The organism is Cryobacterium sp. AP27 (assembly GCF_056680495.1).
Genome location: NZ_CM155285.1, coordinates 978,581 through 994,744, shown reverse-complemented (window position 1 = coordinate 994,744; position 16,164 = coordinate 978,581). Strand labels below are relative to the sequence as shown.

Here is a 16,164-nt window from a genome sequence, read left to right as displayed (position 1 = left end):
ATCTGAGTATTCAAATCGCCATTGCCGAAAAGTATGTTCCGCCGCACTCTGAAAATCCCTCGGTCATAGCATGACCATTCTTGTTGCCCCGGACAGTTTCAAGGGGACATACTCGGCCTTCGAGGTCGCAACGGCCGTCACCGCTGGCATCAAGGCTGGCGGTGGCACCGCGGTGTCCCTACCGGTCGCAGACGGTGGCGAAGGAACCTTCGAGGCGCTGTGCCGCAGTCTCGAGGCAAGAGAAGTGCTGGTCGAAACGCAGAATCCTTGGGGTGAACCGCTCTCTGCGAGCGTTGGAATATCTTGGGACGGAACTGCCGTTGTCGAGGTTGCCCAAGCCAGCGGACTGACGGTGCGAGCGAACCCTGCCCACGACGCGGTGTCCGCCAGCACCTACGGGACAGGGCTCATGATTGTAGCCGCGCTTGGACAGGGTGCCAAACACATTCTGGTGGCTGCGGGCGGCTCCGCCACCACGGATGGAGGAGCCGGTGCGGTCCAAGCGATTAACGAGCATGGCGGCCTCCGGGGGTCGCGCATCACGGTCCTCTGCGATGTCACAACAACGTTCTTGGACGCCCCGCGGATCTTTGGACCTCAGAAGGGGGCCGATCCGACCGGCGTCATGTTGCTAGAAGGTCGCTTGAAAGATCTCGCCGTGGGATTTCCGCGAAATCCGGCTGGAGTACCACGCACCGGCGCAGCTGGAGGCCTATCCGGCGGGTTGTGGGCGAATTTCGGGGCAGATTTGGTGTCCGGAGCAGATGCTGTCCTGGACGCCGCGAACTTCGATAGCTATTTAGAACACGCCAGTGCGGTTGTAGTAGGCGAAGGACGGCTCGACTCGCAAACCAGTCAGGGGAAGATTATCTCGGTCATTCTGGCCCGGGTTCGTGAATCCGGCCGTTGTATTCCGGTAGTGGCCGTTGTTGGTTCGGTAGCGGACGATATCGGTGCCTATGTCAGGCAATTTGCGGATATATACGTTTCATCTGATGCAAAAGCTATGTTCCAGGCGGGCAGTTCCATTGCCGGGTATTCTACTGAGGCTCCATCGAACGGTCGGGCCGGGGCTGAGTCCTGATTCTCAGCTCACGAATTGCCTTCGTCGGAGAGCTCAAGGACCGTTTGAGCCCCTCTTTCCTGGCCTTAGCGGCAGGCTAGGGCCGGACGTGCCGGTTCTGCCCTCTGCCCTCTGCCCTCTGCCCTCTGCCCTCTGCCCTACGGAATCACTGACGTCCGTGATCGCGAGAATCTCGCGGTCAATGTGTAATTGTCGACGCTCGTTGAAAAGTTGGCCACCGCGGTTCTTCTATTCTGCGGTGTTCTCTGGTCTTGCGGAAGGCAGGGTGGTAATTCCGCTGTCCTTCAATCGATAGCTGGCACCTTTGAGTGAGATGACGTCAGCGTGATGAACGATGCGGTCGATCATGGCTGCGGCCACGACCTGGTCGCCGAAGACATCGCCCCAGCGAACTGAGATTCCCATACGTTCGTTCTGACTCTGAGTGCCGCATTCCCGCTGTCTCGGGCTGTCTCATAAAAGGTGTTTCCGGCCTGACGCGCTGGACGTGGATCTGGCGAGAACGGCGTCGATGCAACGAATTGCCGCTACGCGGGGTCGACACGGGCGACGTCATCCTCGTCGCCCCAGGACTCAACAAGCGTGATTCGCCCGCGCGAATCGCGAATGGAAAGAACGAGCGCAATGATCGCGGTGGCGATGCCGATAACGCCCAGGGGGTTCGCGATACCAATAGCGATATCCAACCCAGGCTGTGTGGGGCCGCTGATGATTGTCTGCAAACCGCGAGGTGTTGAATCTGGAAGCGTGAGTCCCAACAAGATTCCGCTAACGCCTGATGCAATGAGAAGCGCGTATGTTATCGCGCGAGTTTCGAACCCTCGACGTGCCGTGCGTCGTATCGCGAGCCCTGTGAACACCAGCAAGGCGGCAAAAATCACACCCAGCGTTGCCGCGTAGATGATGGTGAGGTCGCCACCGATCCCGAAGAGGTGGCGGCCCAACCACGACCACACCACCTGTGTGCCCTGATCGCGAGGCACTATGCGTCGCCCGAACTCGAATTACGCTGTACGTCATCACGCGCTCTCAATCACTGTGCTCGCCACAATCGTAGCCATGGAAGTGCGTGCGCGTGCGTACCTCCACAGATGGACAAGCCCCGCGAACCGCGAACTAGATGCGACGCTATCCGACAACACACCTCTATGTCACGTGGGACTGCTGCCGGTTCGATCGACTGACCTAGCCATACTGTTCGCCGGATGCCTGCCGGTAGGTGCGGTTATGTCGGCACGGCCGAAACCCGTCAGTGACCGCACCGCGGCACTCCCCCGCCGGTGCCCCTGCGAACTCGAACCGGGCGGCAGCTCTTTCCTCGCACCCTGACAGTGAACTGACCGAATTGGGCGTCACCGGTGGCCGTACTGTTGCCCACGTCACGAGCGACGACCGGACCATCACCACCTTGCTCGCAGGGTGGCTCCGAAACACAGTCACCTCTTCGATGGCACGCAGCCCCCGGGGTTCGTTTCACTTCCAAGCACGGACACCCCACGGGCACGGGCGCCCGCGTTTCACCGCAATGACCCTAGAAGCTATGGAGTCGAGAGCTGAGACCTTCCGATGGCATGGATCGTGGTACTAATCTGATGGCGTGATCGTCCCCAGTATCTCCCAGAGCGCCGTGGCTGTCGCGGATCACTACGACGAGCTCGATCCGATTTATCGTCGGGTGTGGGGTGAGCATGTTCATCACGGGCTATGGGCGACGGGTCGCGAGACGCCCGCCGAGGCCGTCAAGGCGCTTGTCGACACCGTCGGCGACCGGTTGCGCCTTATGCCCGGCGAGGCGTGCGTCGACATCGGTTGCGGCTATGGTTCCACCGCGAGGCAGCTCGCGGTAACACGCAGGGTCCGCGTTACCGGCTTCACGCTTTCCGCTGAGCAGGCCCACTACGCTGCCGCGCATCCCGAACCCGAGGTGGACATCCATCTTCGCGACTGGCTCGTCAACGGGCTGGCCGATGCCTCGGCCAATGCCGCATGGGCGATCGAGTCGAGCGAGCACATGGTCGACAAACCCAGGTTCTTCGCCGAGGCGCATCGCGTGCTCTCGCCCGGCGGTCGCTTCGTCGTCTGCGCGTGGCTCGCCGAGACTGATGCTAGCGGTTGGAAGGTTCGCCACCTGCTCGAGCCGATCTGCCGCGAAGGGCGCCTGCCCTCGATGGGCACGCGCGAGGAGTATGAGGCGATGGCAGTGGCGGCGGGCTTTGTGATCGCTGGCTATGAGGATGTCAGCCGCCGCGTCGCGCGCACATGGACGATCTGCGCCCGTCTACTTGTGAAGGCCTTGCTCGTCGATCGCGAGACCCGTCGTCTCGCCTTTGGCGCACGCAATCGCATCTTCGTTCTGAGCTTCCCCCGCCTGATCCTGGCCTACCGCACCGGTGCGATGCGCTACGGGATATTAACGCTATCGAAGGCGAGGGAGAACGAGGTGCCACGCGAACCCGACAAATCAACGCAGCATGAGCCATGCTTGATCGCCAGAACCACTACACGGTCAAGCTCTGGAAGAACAGAACGAGGGCACGGGCACTGAGCCGATGCCTTCCACACGCTCGGGCGGCAGCTTCCGCTCCCTACGTGTCTGAGGACTGCTGCCGGTTGATTTCGGTCGCGCGAGAACAATGCGCCTCCGAAGAGTCGCGATGGCAACAGCTCATCCGGTCCCTGCCGGACCAGCTGGACACCATGGTGGGAGAGCGTGGCAACCGGCTGTCCGGGGGGTGAACGCCAGCGGATGACCATCGCGAGGCTCCTGCTCGCCCAGCCGCGCGTCGTCATCCTCGACGAGGCGACGGCGGCGCTGGACTCGACGTCTGAGGCCGCCGTGCAGGCGGCGCTCAGCGAGGCGCTCAAGGGACGGACAGCCATGGTGATCGCACACCGCCTCTCCACCATCCGCAGCGCGGACCTGATCCTCGTGGTTGAGGACGGCTCGATCGTGGAGCGCGGTACGCACGAGGAACTTCTGGCTGTGGGTGGGCGGTACGAGGAATTGCACCGGACCCAGTTCGCCGTGCAGAAGAATGTTGCGGCGGATGAGGAAGCGCTGAGCGGGATCTAGTCACTGAGCTCGGTGCCCCCGCCCCGAGCGTCTCGGAAAGTCGTCTCATCACGTTTCGTGTCTCACCGCTCTCCATGGGGTTTTTCGAAGCGGAACAGGATGGAGACGTCCAACGCCCAATTGGGCCGTACCCGAGCCAGGGCGTTTCACGCAATCCGGAAACCGTTGGCATGACTGGCCACTTTTCCCGCCGGGGAATTGCGATTCCAAGCTAAGCGCGGTTTCATTCCACTGCTAGGTGTACCCAGCCATGACGTTGGTGACAGTTCGGGGTTGAAAAAGGGAGAACCTCCGGTTTCAGTGGTGATGTCAAAGTCGCCACGAACACGGAGGTTCTCATGCCCCACGCTAATACCAGATTGACCCTTCATGGGAGGGCGTTGTTGATCGAACGCGTGATCACTGACGGTCGCCCGGTCTCGCACGTTGCCAAGGAACTCGCAATTTCCCGCCAGTGCGCTCACCGGTGGATCAACCGGCACCGCGCAGAGGGCAGCGCCGGGCTCCTGAACCGATCGTCCCGGCCCCGAAGTTGCCCGCGGAGGACAAGTCCGCGCAGCGAAGCCGCGGTCGTCGTTGCTCGTCTGCTGGGGCGCCATGGCCCGCTGCGGATCGCGGCGACGACCGGGGTGCCGGCCCGGACGGTGTCTCGGATCCTCGACCGCTACGACCTCCCGCCGCTGTCGTGGTTAGACCCGGTCACCGGCGCGGTGCTCCGTTCCTCCCGCGCCACCGCGGAACGCTACGAACGCAAGCGGCCGGGTGAACTGGTGCATGTTGATGTGAAGAAACTCGGCCGAATCCCGGACGGTGGCGGATGGCGCGCCGATCCCACCCAGAGCCACGGGAACCACCGGAAGGGCATACGCAGAGTGGGGTTCGACTACATCCACGCGGTCATCGACGATCACTCCCGCCTCGCCCACGCGGAAATCCACGATGACGAAAAAGGCACCACCGCCGCCGGCGTTCTCGAGCGCGCGGCTGCGTTCTTCGCCCAGAACGGCATCCCGCACATCGAACGCGTCCTCTCCGACAACGCGTTCGCCTACCGAAAATCGACCGCATTCAAAGACGCCGTGGCCAGGATCGGCGCCGTGCAACGCTTCATCAAGCCGCACTGCCCGTGGACGAACGGGAAGGTCGAACGCCTCAATCGCACCCTTGGCACCGAGTGGGCCTACGCACGCAAATACACCAACAACAACGAACGCGCCGAAGCCCTTGCGCCATGGCTGAACTTCTACAACACTGAACGCATCCACACTGGAATCGGACAGACACCGCTCAGCCGAGTGTCACCAACCTCATGACTCAGTACAACTAGGGGCACGGAGTTAGGGGGAAAGTTCGTCCCCAGTCTCATGCGCGGCGCAACGCGCAAAACGAGCGCCGACGCCCGCAGGCACCATCTGGAATCAGAAAAACCTCGCCCGAGAGCGAGGTTTTATGCTGAGCGGACGCCGGGCTATTCGTTCAGATACAGGATCGCGTAGTCCGCTTCCTCAGTCGTGAACTGCCCGCCGTACTCACTGGTCAGCTGATCGTGTATCGCTGCCGGCGACATGGACAGCCTGTCCTGGTACGATCTTGCGCTGACCAAAGCGTTCGCCGGCCAGTCAGCTTCAACGTTGTCGACAGCGTACTGACCGGCTTCGAGGGTGAACTGCCCGCCGTACTCCGACGTCAGCTGATCGAAAACACCAGCCTTGCTCATATGCATCCTGTCGGAGTATCTGCTGGCTTGGTGCAGGGCGGATTCGAACTCGCGTGGAACAGGCGGCACCGGTTCTGGAGCCTGCTTCTCGACAACCTGCGGTGTCGTCCCCGCCGGTTCCGCCGTGGGCGCAGGCTCAACGACAACCGTCGCCGGCTGCACATCCGATGCACTGTCGAAAGCGCCAAGGCTGATCGTCATACCGATCGACGCGAGAATCGCGATACCGCCGAGGATGACGCCGGTGAGCGCCCACCCCTTCGGCTGGCTGTTGATGAGCGCGAGCACACCGAGTATCACCGCTGCGAAGCCGACCAAGGCGCCGAACACAGGGATCGGTCCGAGAGGCAGGGCAGCGATACCGACGATGAGCGCGGCCAAAGCAAAACCTGCAGGTTTCTTCGGCGGTGGGCGCATCGTTCCGGTTGCCGCCAAGTGTTCGGGCACGGATGGTGGTCGAGGCTCGTGTGAGCCGTCCCCCAGCGGTTCAGGTTCGGTCATCCGCCGAGTATGGCAGAGACCGACGACACGAGGTCTTAGGCAGAACCTGTAAAAGCGCCGCGTGACAGGCCAGATCGGACAAGCTGCCAACATCGGACACACGGAATCTCGCGGAAGTTGAGGTGAAGAACAAGTGCGTCTTTGCCAATCTACTTCGGGCACAAACGACCAACGTGCTGGATGGCCTGTTTTTTCACATGGCGTCACGCGAGGGACAAGTTCGCAAGGGGAACCTGGAACGCACGCGCTCTGTTAGCCGAGGTACGTGCAGCTGCCTTTAGCGTCGTCGCCACGTGTCACCGTCTGGAGAGCTGCGCCCCGGCGGTGACACGTGGCGGTACAGCATCAGGCTGGCAACTCCCAGCGGCTCCGGCCTCAAGCTTGGAGCAGGCCTTGATTGAGAGGAACGATGTCATCTAGTGTCGAATAAATGACCACCCCGAGCAACGACGAGGCACACCCCGAGATCTGCCGCGAGGGGGAACTCGATGACCACAACTACCAAGGTCGAGAAATGTTGGCGCAATATGGCCTAACTATGTACCTCTCTGCGGTCCTCGAAATGTCCTTAATCAATGTCCTAACGCTCGCTCAAACGGCTTCTGCCGTTGGCACTCAAACGCTCTTCGACGAGCATCTTGTCGCCAACTCGTCCGTTACGATGGGGCGCGTCCTCAAACGCCTCACGCCGTTCCTAGACGAGAGCCCCGAGTTGCTAGCCGAGCTAACCCTCGCCCTCGAGGAGCGAAATCGCTTCGCGCATCATTTCTTCCGTGACCACGACCTCGACTACATGAGCACAGGGGGGCGTGAGGTGATGCTTACCGAGGCGCTCATCGCACAGGAATTGTTTCGAGGAACGACCGAACTCCTCGAGCCGGTCGTCGCGGCCCACCTCGTCTTGCGCGGCATCCCACTCGGCACGCACGAGGCACGCGTTGAGGATCTCCTTGTCGAGCGACGTAAGGAAGCCGCGATCAAATACACCGCGGCCGAATAAGGCAGGGCGCTTGATTGCTCAGCGCAGGAGCAAGTCCAAGGGAGGCCGCCGTCTCAGCGAGTTCTGCGGCGCCCCCTCCCCCTCTATCTCACGCGTTAATTCTTGGAGTGGAGCTTCTCACCGTCAGGTCGCAGCTCTCCCGTTGGGGAAACATGGCGGTACAGCGTCTGCCGGGTGATCCCAAGCTCCTTACAGAGCTCACCGACCTTCGTTTCCTTTTGACCCATAGTGGCCATGGCCAGGCGAATCTTGGCCGGCGTGATCTGAAACGGGCGCCCACCGGTCCTACCGCGTGCTCGAGCTGCAGCCAAGCCGGCGATGGTGCTTTTGGAGATCAAGGCGCGTTCAAACTGCTTCCCTCTGGGCGGCGATATTGTCTTTGATCGCATTGTGCGCTCGGAACGAGCTAGTGAACGACATCAGCTCGGCGATGATGGACTCGAGCTCGACGTATTGGGCCCCTAGCGCACTGAGAATGCGTTGCCAAAGCTCCGCGGCAGTAGGCTCGGCTGCGCTCTCGTGCTTGTCATCGACCGCGGTTGGTTGTTCATCCGGGAGAGTCGAATCCTCCGCAGGCTCCGGGAACGATTCCAAGAGAGCGTCCATGTCGTCACCGAGGAGATCGAGCTCAAGCTCTACCCAATTCCAGTACACGTCTTCTTTCAGCTGATCTATGCGAGCGCGCACGATGCTCCCGCTTTCACCCATGGCGAGCAATCGTGCGCGGGCGGAATCGAGGTGCTCGACTCCGGGAGGGTCGATGGTGTCTACGATCCATTCCCTCAGCAGGTGCCCGCTCTCCTCGTCCCGATGTGCGGCGCTCACAGACGTGTCCGGCTTGGATCTCACAACCTTGATGCGTACTTCACGCTTCACGCGACGCCACTCATCGGTGCATCCCTGAATCAGTGCGGCGCACTCCTTCGCTAGCTTCTCCTCGCGTTCGGCGAGGAACAGCGAGTGCTGTCTCCGCCTTTCCGCGACAGCCTCGTCGCGCGCCTGACGGCTTTCCTCGGCCTGCTTTCTCCGATCGTCGCTTTGACCCATCCGGAAGAGCAATACGGGCACGATTGCTCCCAGCCCGATCCCGATCGCACTTGCGAGAACTTCTGCGACCCACTCAGAGCCAAACGAACTCGCATTCACGAGCATGAACATGAACATGAGCGAAATCTACTCTCGAGCGATGCGTCACACCAGGCAGTCTCCTCATCAGAAACCCGCGGCGGGGTCCGTCTCCGGACGTCCGGATGCTGTTCTTCGGCCGATGTTTTCGAGGCGCCGATCTGCGGCGACCCTTTGAGCGGCACTATCGCGCGGCGGCGCCCGCGGGATACAGTGCGAGGACGCTGATCGTCATCCTTTGGAGGTGGATGTGGGGTACGGGCTCTCGGCAGCGCGCGACGTGCGCACAGCGAACGGTGATGCGATCCGTCGCATCGTCGAGGGTGCACCGATAGACGCCGGTGGGCACCAGCGCGATGGGGTGCGCGTCGCAATCAATGTCTCGTGCGCCGACGTTGTGGATGTCCTCACGCATGGCTTCCTGAATCGCCACGAGCTCGCAGGCGAGCGCGTCGGTGATGATGGGAACACTCGCAATCGGATCGACGCTGCGATCGCAGACATCGCGTACAGCTTCGCCGGCGACGGGACAGATCCCTCACGACCTGCCATCGAGCCGGACCGTCTGCATTACGCCGCGCTCGAGCTCAACGGCGCGGGTGTGCGCTACTTCGGTGACATCTGCCTCCTGATCGACACCGCGATCGTCGACGACGCCCAGGTCGTCTTGGAGGAGAATTCCTACAACATAAGCAGGGAGCCAGTTCGCTCCGAGGTCGGCGAAGACCCCGCAGCCGTGCGGACGGCACTTCTGCGAGGCGCCGATCCTTGGAGTTCGCGCGCCGATCTCATCGCCCGGAAGGTTCTCGCCCTCACCTCTGCAGCCGACGACCGTCTGCTGACGATCGCCGCGGTCGGTCGCGGCATACTCGACGATGAGGAGTACATCGAAGTGCCGCTCACGGTCGCGGTCCATCCCGAGCACGTGATCGCGGCGCGCACTACGGCGGGCGAGATGGCGAGAGAGCTCGCTATCGCCTCGGCCACGAGTCCCTCTGCCCCACCGCAGACCGATCTCGTCTGGCTCAGCGCGCGCCGACGAGCGGCGCGTGCGCTCACGGACGCCGGCGTTCCGATAGTGGTTGTGACGCACGAAGGTAGGCAGCGGCTGTGACCGCCTGGTTCATCGACGCCCTAAACGCAAGCGGAGGCTCCGCATTCGCCGTGTTTCGCACACCCGATCTCGCTCTCGACGCCCAGAACCTGTCATCCCCCGCGATCTTCCTGACGGCGCCGGAGTTCGCACCAACACCCGTCTCGAGTCGCTCGATCGGGATGGCTGCGGCGCGCGGCCGTTTCCAGTCCGGTCTCTTCCTCGACGGCGCGGAAGTCGGCTTCGCCCGGCTCGACGACCTCGTCACCTTCGTCCGACGCGTGTATCTCGGCCGAGGCGGCGGCCCCGATGCTCCACGGTCCGAAGGCGGGCCATTCGGGCCTCCAGCCGGCGAAACTGACCGCGGCGGACCAGCGGACGATCCCGACCAGGAGTCGACCAAGTCCCTAATGAAATTCGGTCTCACCTTCATAGATGCGGCTCATCAATCGGAAGAGGAGGGAGGGCCGCCCTCCGACGTCCCCTTCGCTGCGTCCTCGCCGTCCCGAGCCGAGCACGCGTACGTCGTGTCGACCACGAGAATCGACCGTCTGTCCGCGACGAGCGTGGATCCAACCACGACCCTCGCCGACTCCATCAGCACGATCGCGGTTGAGCTCGCCCGGAGGGGGCCCGCGAGTTCGTCGCGCGAGGGTCTACGCGAGTGGCGATCGGCGATCGCACGGCTCGGCCGTGCGACGAGACGACTCGGGCTCACGAATCTGATGCTCGACACCCACCAGCTTCCTGAGCACATGGCGTCATACGCGCAGCACACGATTGGGGCGAGGCACCCCGACGACCTCGAGAACCACTATCGGAACCTCTTGCGATGGGGCTGGACACGAGAATCCGATGACACCGGGCTCAGATTCGACGATCTTCGGGTGTGGCCGCTTCCCCCGGCCTTCGCGCACTGGGCGTCAGATCCGGACCGCGCAGCCGTCTCTGATCTGCTCGGACGGACCCTCAGCGATCCGCGGATCCTTTCCACGCTGGGCTGGACTGAGGCGCGCGTGCTCGTATTCGCGGCGGCCCATCTCCAACCCGTCACGAGCGTGCATGCTCCTTGGATCCGGGACACCCAGTCCGATGAACTCGTCGACCACGTTGATCGGGCGCTCGCCTGGCTGAGCAGCCAACTGCCGGTCGATGCGTTCCCGACCCCTATCGAGGACCTAATCGCGTCGCCGCGCTACCTACAGCGAGCCGGAGATGTCCGTGCCTGAGCCGACCGCCGTCCTCCTCGTCCTCGCAGCGACGACTTCTCCGTCGCCGACTCCCGGGGCCGGCGGTCCCGACGTAGCGACCATCGTGCTCACGGGTTTGGTCACGCTTGTCACTGGCACCATCGGCGCCATCATCGGCATAACTTTCGAACGCCGCAAAGCGGAGAGCCAGGCACTGGTCGCGAAGCGCATCCAGGTATACGACGACATCGCACCGCGCATTAACGCGATCGTGTGCTTCTACTCCTGCGTCGGCGACTGGAAGCGGATGACTCCACAGGATGTCCTCGCTCACAAGCGCGCGGTCGATCGCACAATGAACATCAACCGTGGGCTCGTAAGCGTGTCGACGATCTCGGCGCACAAAGCTTTCATGGCCGAGTTCTTCGAGACCAGGATCGCACGGAGTCAGGATGCCCGACTCCGGGCGGATCTCGTCTACTTACAGGACGAGTGGGGTCGGCAGTGGAAGCGTTCATGGACGCGCCGTATCAGCTCAGAGCTGGCCGAGGATCGAGACTCCCGCCGCTCCCTCGCCGAGAAACAGCGCGCCGCCTACGACGCCTTCCTGACGACGCTCGCGCGCGACATCGGCGTCAAGCCGTGACCCGCAGTCTAGAGTCAATCGCGCACCGGGCGGACGCTGCTACGGCTGAACCTCTGCCTTCGGTATAGCCGACATGAGCTAAGTTCTCTCATCGAGACAACCAGCGTGGTTTCGCGCCAGCGAAGAACTGCGGCCGAGAGTAGGGCGGGACTAGGGGTCGACAACCGGCACAGTCCCGCGACAAGCACAGTCACACGGCGATGATGCACCCATAAGATGCCGTCATGGCTGGAGACGCAGAGATGTATAGGGGGGTCGACGAGGGATTCATTGAACTGCTCTACCAGGTTGGTGAAAACTCAGGCATCAACTCTGTCGAGCTCGGCAAGACCAGGGGTATCGACTCGGAGAGACTCGAGCAGCCAGGAGGCAAACATTGTCGCTATCGCTGTGAAATGAGCCGTCTGGCGTCTCCACAGGAGAGTCCCATATGCCCCGCCCGTAAGGAAATCCCGCTCACCTGCGTCTTACGGGACAACCAATCGAAGCTCTGGGCGACCACATCGAACCTATGCGGTGCTTCCCTCGACCTGTTCGGGACCCGACTCCGGGCGGCCGCCGAGCAGATACGCGCGACGGCCGCCACGTTCGTTTAGTCCTCGTCTCGTGCGAACGCCCGGTCAAGCAGCGCGGCGGTGGCCGGGTTCACGAGTTCGCTGCGCTGGATGTAGTGCTGCACCGTGATTTTCGTGTCGGTGTGGCCGAGGAGTTCTGCGGCGAGTTCGATGTTCGCGTTCGCGTTGACCGCGGTCGCGACCGTGCGGCGGAACATGTGCGGGGTCACCCCCTCGATCCCCGCTCCCCCGAGCACGTGACGCAGCTGTCGGCGCACGTTCGTGGTGGTCAGCGGCGTGCCGTCCCGGGATTGGAACAGCAGCGCATCCAGGTCGAGGTTCGGTGCGGTGGCGAGCCGGCGGCGCACCGCATCGGCGGTGAATGACGGCAGGGCCACGACGCGACGGGACTTCGCGGTCTTGGGGTGGTCTTGCCGAAAGGTCAGCTCGCCGTTGCGACTGATGATCGTGCCGGCCAGGCGGATGGATGGCACAACACTGGTGATGTCGACGTCTCGGCGGCGGATGGCCAGCACCTCCCCGATCCGGGCCGAGGTGCCGAGCATGACCTCGATGATTGCACCGAGCTGCCCGTCGGGCTTGGGACCGGACACGTGGTTGGCGCCAGCCTCCCACCGGGCGATCGCCGCGCGGATCACGTTCACCTCGGGGGCTGTGAGCGCATCGGGGATGTGCGGTTCGCGGTACAGGCGGCCAACGTGGTCCATCGGATTGCGCGGGAGGACCTCGTGTCGCACCGCCAGTTCCAGCGCCAGCCGCAGCACCACCCGAGCCTGCTTGGCGCGACTATAGGAGATCCTCGCCAACTCCTTGATGAACTGGTCACACCGGGCCACACCGATCTCCCGCAGCGTCAGATGGTCGAACACCGGAGAGACGAGGGTGCGCATATTGCGCTCATACAGGTTGCGAGTGGTCCTAGAGATCCGGCCCTCCAGATCAATGTCCTCGAGCCAGTACGTCACGAGGTCTTTGAACAGGCTGTCTGGCGTAAGAGTCGTGTCCGTGGGCTGTTGCAGGAACCGGTCGGCGAGCCGGCCCTTCAACGCTCGCTCGGCCGCCTTGGCGGTGGCGCCGCTGCTCTGCACCTGGCGGGATTGGCCGTCCCAGTCGCGGTAGCGGGTTCTCGCTTCGAAGCGGCCGGACGGCATCAGCCGGGTGGTGATCTCGCCAAAGGTGCCGATCGTCAGGCGCGGCCGGGACATTCACCTCACCGCCGATCGGGTCGCCGGGGCGGGCTGGTGGGCTCCCGTTGCTCGGCGATCCAGGCCCGCACGTCGGAGATGGCAAACTTCAGATGCTTGCCGAACCGGTACGCGGTGGGCCCTTTGCCGCGCACACGCCAGTCGTACACCGTGGACAGCGGAATGCCCAGGTAAGACGCCAGCTCGTTGACGTCCATCAGGGGCTCCAGGCCCCAGTCGTCGGTGGGAGAAGAGGTTGGGTTTTCGTTGTGGATACTCATACTCGACAGGTGCGCACCACAATCCCGGAGGATCGAAGAGAACCGAGAGCGACGTCGGCACCCCGGGTGACAGGGCCGGCTCAGCGGCTCCAGAGAGGAGTAAAAGGTGGGTTTTTGATGGGGTAGTCAAATCTTTAACCAAAAAAGTCCCGGAAACCCTTGAGTTTCCGGGACATTTTGTCGGGCTGACAGGATTTGAACCTGCGACCCCCTGACCCCCAGTCAGGTGCGCTACCAAGCTGCGCTACAGCCCGCCGCTCCAACGTTACGGTTTCAACGAACAAAACCCGCAGGAGGCAACTGAATTAGCTTACCGCCTCCGCGACGCCAGAAAGTGCACATCTGCCCCTCAGCCGTCCTCCACAGAAAAGAATCATCGGAGTATCTTCGTCGCATGACGCAAACGGGCGAGATCACGGTCATGTCGGTAGCGGATGTCCCCTGGCACGACGTACAACTCGTGTTCGGCACCAAGGGCGACGCGTCGCGGTGTTGGTGCCAGTACTTCAAGCCGCCAACCCCGGGCGAACGGCAGGGCAGCAGCGCGGAATGCCAGGCTCTCCTGCACCAACAGATCGTGAAGAACGACCCCGCGCCGGGCCTGATCGCATACCTCGCCGAAGAGCCGGTGGGCTGGTGCGCCGTCGAACCCCGACCGAATTACCCGCGGCTGCTACGTCAGGCGCTCGTCACCGAGGGCAGCCCCGACCCGGCGGAGGACGCATCCGTGTGGTCGGTGTCGTGCTTCGTGGTGCGGGTGGGTTTTCGACGTCGCGGCGTGGCGGGCGCGCTCCTGGCCGCCGCGGTGGAGCACGCCCGCCGGCACGGCGCCCGGCTGCTGGAGGCGTACCCGGTTGATGTGGCCGTGCGGCCGGGCGCACAGGCGGCGGAGTTGTACCACGGCACGCTGAGCCAGTTTCTGACGGCCGGCTTCCACGAGGTGTCCCGGCCGAAGCCGGACCGCCCCGTGGTTCAGCTCACTCTGCGGGAATAGCGGCCGTCACCTCCGCGATCTGCTCCTCGGTGAGCATCACCCACGGGGAGGAGCCCTGGCTGAGCGCGGCCGCCTCCGGGCTGTCGCCCTGCGAATACCACTTGGCTTCGAACGGCAGCTCGTCCAGCAGCACCCGGTCGCCCTTGTTGTACACGGTGGCGCCATCCCAGGCCGGGTGCGTTCCCACCGGCAGCGTCGGCTGTACGAACGGAATATCGCCGGGCAGAACCGGGCCGACCAACGACCACGGCGTCTCGCTGGTCTGTAGCACCGGGTCATCGGGCAGGTCGCCGGAGCTCCAATACTTGGACTCGTACACGGTGCCGTGCCAGACAACCTTGGTTCCCTTGGGGTAGGCCGCCGCCTCAACCCAAATCGGATACGGGCTCGTTTTCGGGTCGTCGACGCTCACCTCGGGGATGGGTTCCGACGTCGTTTCCGTCTCGCCGCCCTGCTGCGGGCGCCCGGTGAATCCCTCACCGAGTGCCTCGGCAAAGGTGAAGCCCTTCTGGTTCACGCCGCTGCACGCGTCGGACACGCGCGTCACATCCGGGAAGTTCGCGCCGCAGGTCTGGTCGCGGTTGAGCGACCACATCGACAACCGGCCCAGCTTGTTGGTCTTGGCGAAGGCCTGCAGCTGGCCGGCGTCGCTCAGCGTGAAGATCTCGCCGCACACGTCGTTCTGACCGATCATCGGCGTGGCACCCATCTTGGAGTACACGGTCTCGTCACTGAACGTCACCCCCTCCCGCTTGTACAGGGTGAGCATTTGGGCGTGCGTGGCCTCCAGCGCCGCGATCGACGCGTCCGCCATGCTCATGCTCGGGTCGCGGCTGTCGCCGTAGTCCATCGTCATCAGGTTGACGCCGGCGAGGTCGACGCCCGCCGCGAGCATCTGCCCGACCGCGGTCGTGCCGTCCTCGGTGAGGCCGGTCGGTGCCACGGGCAGTGTCATCCACACGATGAGGCCGTCGACCTGCTTTTGCAGCGCGGCCATGGCTGCGGCCCGGCGCTCCCCGGCCGCCGTATCCGTGAGGTTCACGCCCTCAACGTCAAGGTCGATGGTCGTCACCCCGTAGTGGGTGAGCACGTCAGCGTAGGCCTCCACGAGCGTGTCCGGTTCGAGGCAGCTCGTGGACAGTTCGTTGTTGATGGCGCCGCCGAACGACACGGCCACCTCACCGCCGAGCTGCTTGACGCGTGCCACTCGGCGGTCGAGGTCGAGGCCTGCGGCCGCTTCCTCCACGGTGTAATACGTGCCCCAGGTGGGAGTGCAGGGGGCATCCGTGCCCGCCACGATGAATGAGAGCACCACATCCCGGCCGGCCGGTGTGGCCGGTGCCTCGAACGCGAGCGAGGGTGTGGCGGTGACGTCCACGTACCCGGCAAACCACGGGTCAACGGATGCCGCGGCCTGCGCCCCAGCCCAGCTCTGCACGCCCATGTAGCCGAAAAAGCCGAGGGCACTCACGACCACGAGCGCCACAATGATGCGCACGGGTGACATGCGTCGGGACGTTTTTGCGGGAGGTTGTGCGCGATCGTCGCGCTCTGACGTGGACGAAGCCGCCATGGTGTTCCTTGCTCTGACAAGGAGCAGCGCATGGTGCCTGCCCCGGATCAAGGCTAGGCGAGCCGGCGGCGGTTCGCCAACGCCGCCCGCGTCTGACACCGAGATGTAAGAATTGCCCGGCCCGACAG

At 63.5% G+C, this 16,164-nt stretch carries 16 protein-coding genes, 1 tRNA gene and 2 pseudogenes; 10 read left to right on the top strand and 9 right to left on the bottom strand.

Annotation, left to right across the window (positions count from 1 at the left end; all coding sequences use genetic code 11):
* Positions 1 to 70 precede the first annotated feature (70 nt).
* On the top strand, positions 71 to 1,084 hold the full coding sequence (locus AC1MB9_RS04615) for a glycerate kinase family protein (protein WP_479963865.1): 1,014 nt from the start codon (positions 71 to 73) through the stop codon (positions 1,082 to 1,084).
* Positions 1,085 to 1,312: 228 nt separating this feature from the next.
* Here the strand turns inward: AC1MB9_RS04615 and AC1MB9_RS04610 are convergent.
* Positions 1,313 to 1,474 (bottom strand): annotated as a pseudogene (locus AC1MB9_RS04610) (ATP-binding protein); the annotation flags it as partial.
* A gap of 137 nt (positions 1,475 to 1,611) precedes the next feature.
* Positions 1,612 to 2,067 (bottom strand): hypothetical protein, encoded by a 456-nt coding sequence (locus AC1MB9_RS04605; protein ID WP_479963864.1) that lies wholly within the window; start codon positions 2,065 to 2,067, stop codon positions 1,612 to 1,614.
* Between the two features lie 614 nt (positions 2,068 to 2,681).
* On the opposite strand from AC1MB9_RS04605, the gene AC1MB9_RS04600 reads away from it, so the two are divergent.
* The 3 genes and pseudogenes from AC1MB9_RS04600 to AC1MB9_RS04590 all read left to right on the top strand — a co-directional run bounded on the left by AC1MB9_RS04600 (position 2,682) and on the right by AC1MB9_RS04590 (position 5,470).
* A complete protein-coding gene (locus AC1MB9_RS04600; protein WP_479963863.1) occupies positions 2,682 to 3,629 on the top strand; it encodes an SAM-dependent methyltransferase in 948 nt (315 codons plus the stop codon).
* 113 nt (positions 3,630 to 3,742) lie between these two features.
* Positions 3,743 to 4,157: pseudogene (locus AC1MB9_RS04595) on the top strand (ATP-binding cassette domain-containing protein); the annotation flags it as partial.
* A gap of 338 nt (positions 4,158 to 4,495) precedes the next feature.
* On the top strand, positions 4,496 to 5,470 hold the full coding sequence (locus tag AC1MB9_RS04590; protein ID WP_479963862.1) for an IS481 family transposase: 975 nt from the start codon (positions 4,496 to 4,498) through the stop codon (positions 5,468 to 5,470).
* A 155-nt stretch (positions 5,471 to 5,625) separates the two neighbouring features.
* Here AC1MB9_RS04590 and AC1MB9_RS04585 read toward each other — a convergent pair whose 3' ends face one another.
* Entirely contained in the window at positions 5,626 to 6,255 is a 630-nt protein-coding gene (locus AC1MB9_RS04585; protein ID WP_479963861.1) for an Ltp family lipoprotein, read from the bottom strand.
* A 550-nt stretch (positions 6,256 to 6,805) separates the two neighbouring features.
* Between AC1MB9_RS04585 and AC1MB9_RS04580 the strand changes: the two genes are divergently transcribed.
* On the top strand, positions 6,806 to 7,375 hold the full coding sequence (locus AC1MB9_RS04580; protein ID WP_479963860.1) for a hypothetical protein: 570 nt from the start codon (positions 6,806 to 6,808) through the stop codon (positions 7,373 to 7,375).
* 95 nt (positions 7,376 to 7,470) lie between these two features.
* Here AC1MB9_RS04580 and AC1MB9_RS04575 read toward each other — a convergent pair whose 3' ends face one another.
* Positions 7,471 to 7,764 carry a helix-turn-helix domain-containing protein gene (locus AC1MB9_RS04575; RefSeq protein WP_479963859.1) on the bottom strand — a complete coding sequence of 98 codons (294 nt, stop codon included), beginning with the start codon at positions 7,762 to 7,764 and terminating at the stop codon, positions 7,471 to 7,473.
* Positions 7,721 to 8,539, bottom strand: coding sequence for a hypothetical protein (locus tag AC1MB9_RS04570; protein WP_479963858.1), 819 nt, complete (start codon positions 8,537 to 8,539; stop codon positions 7,721 to 7,723). The genes AC1MB9_RS04575 and AC1MB9_RS04570 overlap by 44 nt, the downstream gene beginning before the upstream one ends.
* Before the next feature lie 199 nt (positions 8,540 to 8,738).
* Here AC1MB9_RS04570 and AC1MB9_RS04565 point away from each other — a divergent pair, with 199 nt between their 5' ends.
* The 4 genes from AC1MB9_RS04565 to AC1MB9_RS04550 all read left to right on the top strand — a co-directional run bounded on the left by AC1MB9_RS04565 (position 8,739) and on the right by AC1MB9_RS04550 (position 12,025).
* Positions 8,739 to 9,614, top strand: a complete 876-nt coding sequence (locus AC1MB9_RS04565) for a hypothetical protein (protein ID WP_479963857.1) — start codon at positions 8,739 to 8,741, stop codon at positions 9,612 to 9,614.
* A complete protein-coding gene (locus AC1MB9_RS04560) occupies positions 9,611 to 10,822 on the top strand; it encodes a hypothetical protein (RefSeq protein WP_479963856.1) in 1,212 nt (403 codons plus the stop codon). Before AC1MB9_RS04565 ends, AC1MB9_RS04560 begins: the two co-directional genes overlap by 4 nt.
* On the top strand, positions 10,815 to 11,429 hold the full coding sequence (locus AC1MB9_RS04555) for a hypothetical protein (protein WP_479963855.1): 615 nt from the start codon (positions 10,815 to 10,817) through the stop codon (positions 11,427 to 11,429). Before AC1MB9_RS04560 ends, AC1MB9_RS04555 begins: the two co-directional genes overlap by 8 nt.
* Positions 11,430 to 11,653: 224 nt before the next feature.
* Complete coding sequence (locus AC1MB9_RS04550; protein ID WP_479963854.1) at positions 11,654 to 12,025, top strand: hypothetical protein; 372 nt, start codon at positions 11,654 to 11,656, stop codon at positions 12,023 to 12,025.
* Here AC1MB9_RS04550 and AC1MB9_RS04545 read toward each other — a convergent pair.
* From AC1MB9_RS04545 to AC1MB9_RS04535, 3 genes are all read right to left on the bottom strand, one after another.
* The gene (locus AC1MB9_RS04545; RefSeq protein ID WP_479963853.1) at positions 12,022 to 13,209 is read right to left on the bottom strand and encodes a tyrosine-type recombinase/integrase; all 1,188 of its coding nucleotides are present in this window, start codon (positions 13,207 to 13,209) and stop codon (positions 12,022 to 12,024) included. The genes AC1MB9_RS04550 and AC1MB9_RS04545 overlap by 4 nt on opposite strands.
* A 5-nt stretch (positions 13,210 to 13,214) precedes the next feature.
* Positions 13,215 to 13,469 (bottom strand): helix-turn-helix domain-containing protein, encoded by a 255-nt coding sequence (locus tag AC1MB9_RS04540; RefSeq protein WP_479963852.1) that lies wholly within the window; start codon positions 13,467 to 13,469, stop codon positions 13,215 to 13,217.
* A 180-nt stretch (positions 13,470 to 13,649) separates the two neighbouring features.
* Positions 13,650 to 13,723, bottom strand: a tRNA-Pro gene (locus AC1MB9_RS04535).
* Between the two features lie 140 nt (positions 13,724 to 13,863).
* Here AC1MB9_RS04535 and AC1MB9_RS04530 point away from each other — a divergent pair.
* Positions 13,864 to 14,463, top strand: coding sequence for a GNAT family N-acetyltransferase (locus tag AC1MB9_RS04530; protein ID WP_479963851.1), 600 nt, complete (start codon positions 13,864 to 13,866; stop codon positions 14,461 to 14,463).
* Here the strand turns inward: AC1MB9_RS04530 and AC1MB9_RS04525 are convergent.
* A complete protein-coding gene (locus tag AC1MB9_RS04525) occupies positions 14,447 to 16,036 on the bottom strand; it encodes a chitinase (RefSeq protein WP_479963850.1) in 1,590 nt (529 codons plus the stop codon). The genes AC1MB9_RS04530 and AC1MB9_RS04525 overlap by 17 nt on opposite strands.
* Between the last annotated feature and the right edge of the window lie 128 nt (positions 16,037 to 16,164).

What these genes read in the sequence shown, in the direction of transcription:
- AC1MB9_RS04615 (WP_479963865.1), top strand. Translation starts at nt 71, where the DNA reads ATGACCATTCTTGTTGCCCCGGACAGTTTCAAGGGGACATACTCGGCC.
- AC1MB9_RS04590 (WP_479963862.1), top strand. Translation starts at nt 4,496, where the DNA reads ATGCCCCACGCTAATACCAGATTGACCCTTCATGGGAGGGCGTTGTTG.
- AC1MB9_RS04580 (WP_479963860.1), top strand. Translation starts at nt 6,806, where the DNA reads ATGACCACCCCGAGCAACGACGAGGCACACCCCGAGATCTGCCGCGAG.
- AC1MB9_RS04575 (WP_479963859.1), bottom strand. Translation starts at nt 7,764, where the DNA reads ATGCGATCAAAGACAATATCGCCGCCCAGAGGGAAGCAGTTTGAACGC.
- AC1MB9_RS04570 (WP_479963858.1), bottom strand. Translation starts at nt 8,539, where the DNA reads ATGTTCATGTTCATGCTCGTGAATGCGAGTTCGTTTGGCTCTGAGTGG.
- AC1MB9_RS04550 (WP_479963854.1), top strand. Translation starts at nt 11,654, where the DNA reads ATGGCTGGAGACGCAGAGATGTATAGGGGGGTCGACGAGGGATTCATT.
- AC1MB9_RS04545 (WP_479963853.1), bottom strand. Translation starts at nt 13,209, where the DNA reads ATGTCCCGGCCGCGCCTGACGATCGGCACCTTTGGCGAGATCACCACC.
- AC1MB9_RS04540 (WP_479963852.1), bottom strand. Translation starts at nt 13,469, where the DNA reads ATGAGTATCCACAACGAAAACCCAACCTCTTCTCCCACCGACGACTGG.
- AC1MB9_RS04530 (WP_479963851.1), top strand. Translation starts at nt 13,864, where the DNA reads ATGACGCAAACGGGCGAGATCACGGTCATGTCGGTAGCGGATGTCCCC.
- AC1MB9_RS04525 (WP_479963850.1), bottom strand. Translation starts at nt 16,036, where the DNA reads ATGGCGGCTTCGTCCACGTCAGAGCGCGACGATCGCGCACAACCTCCC.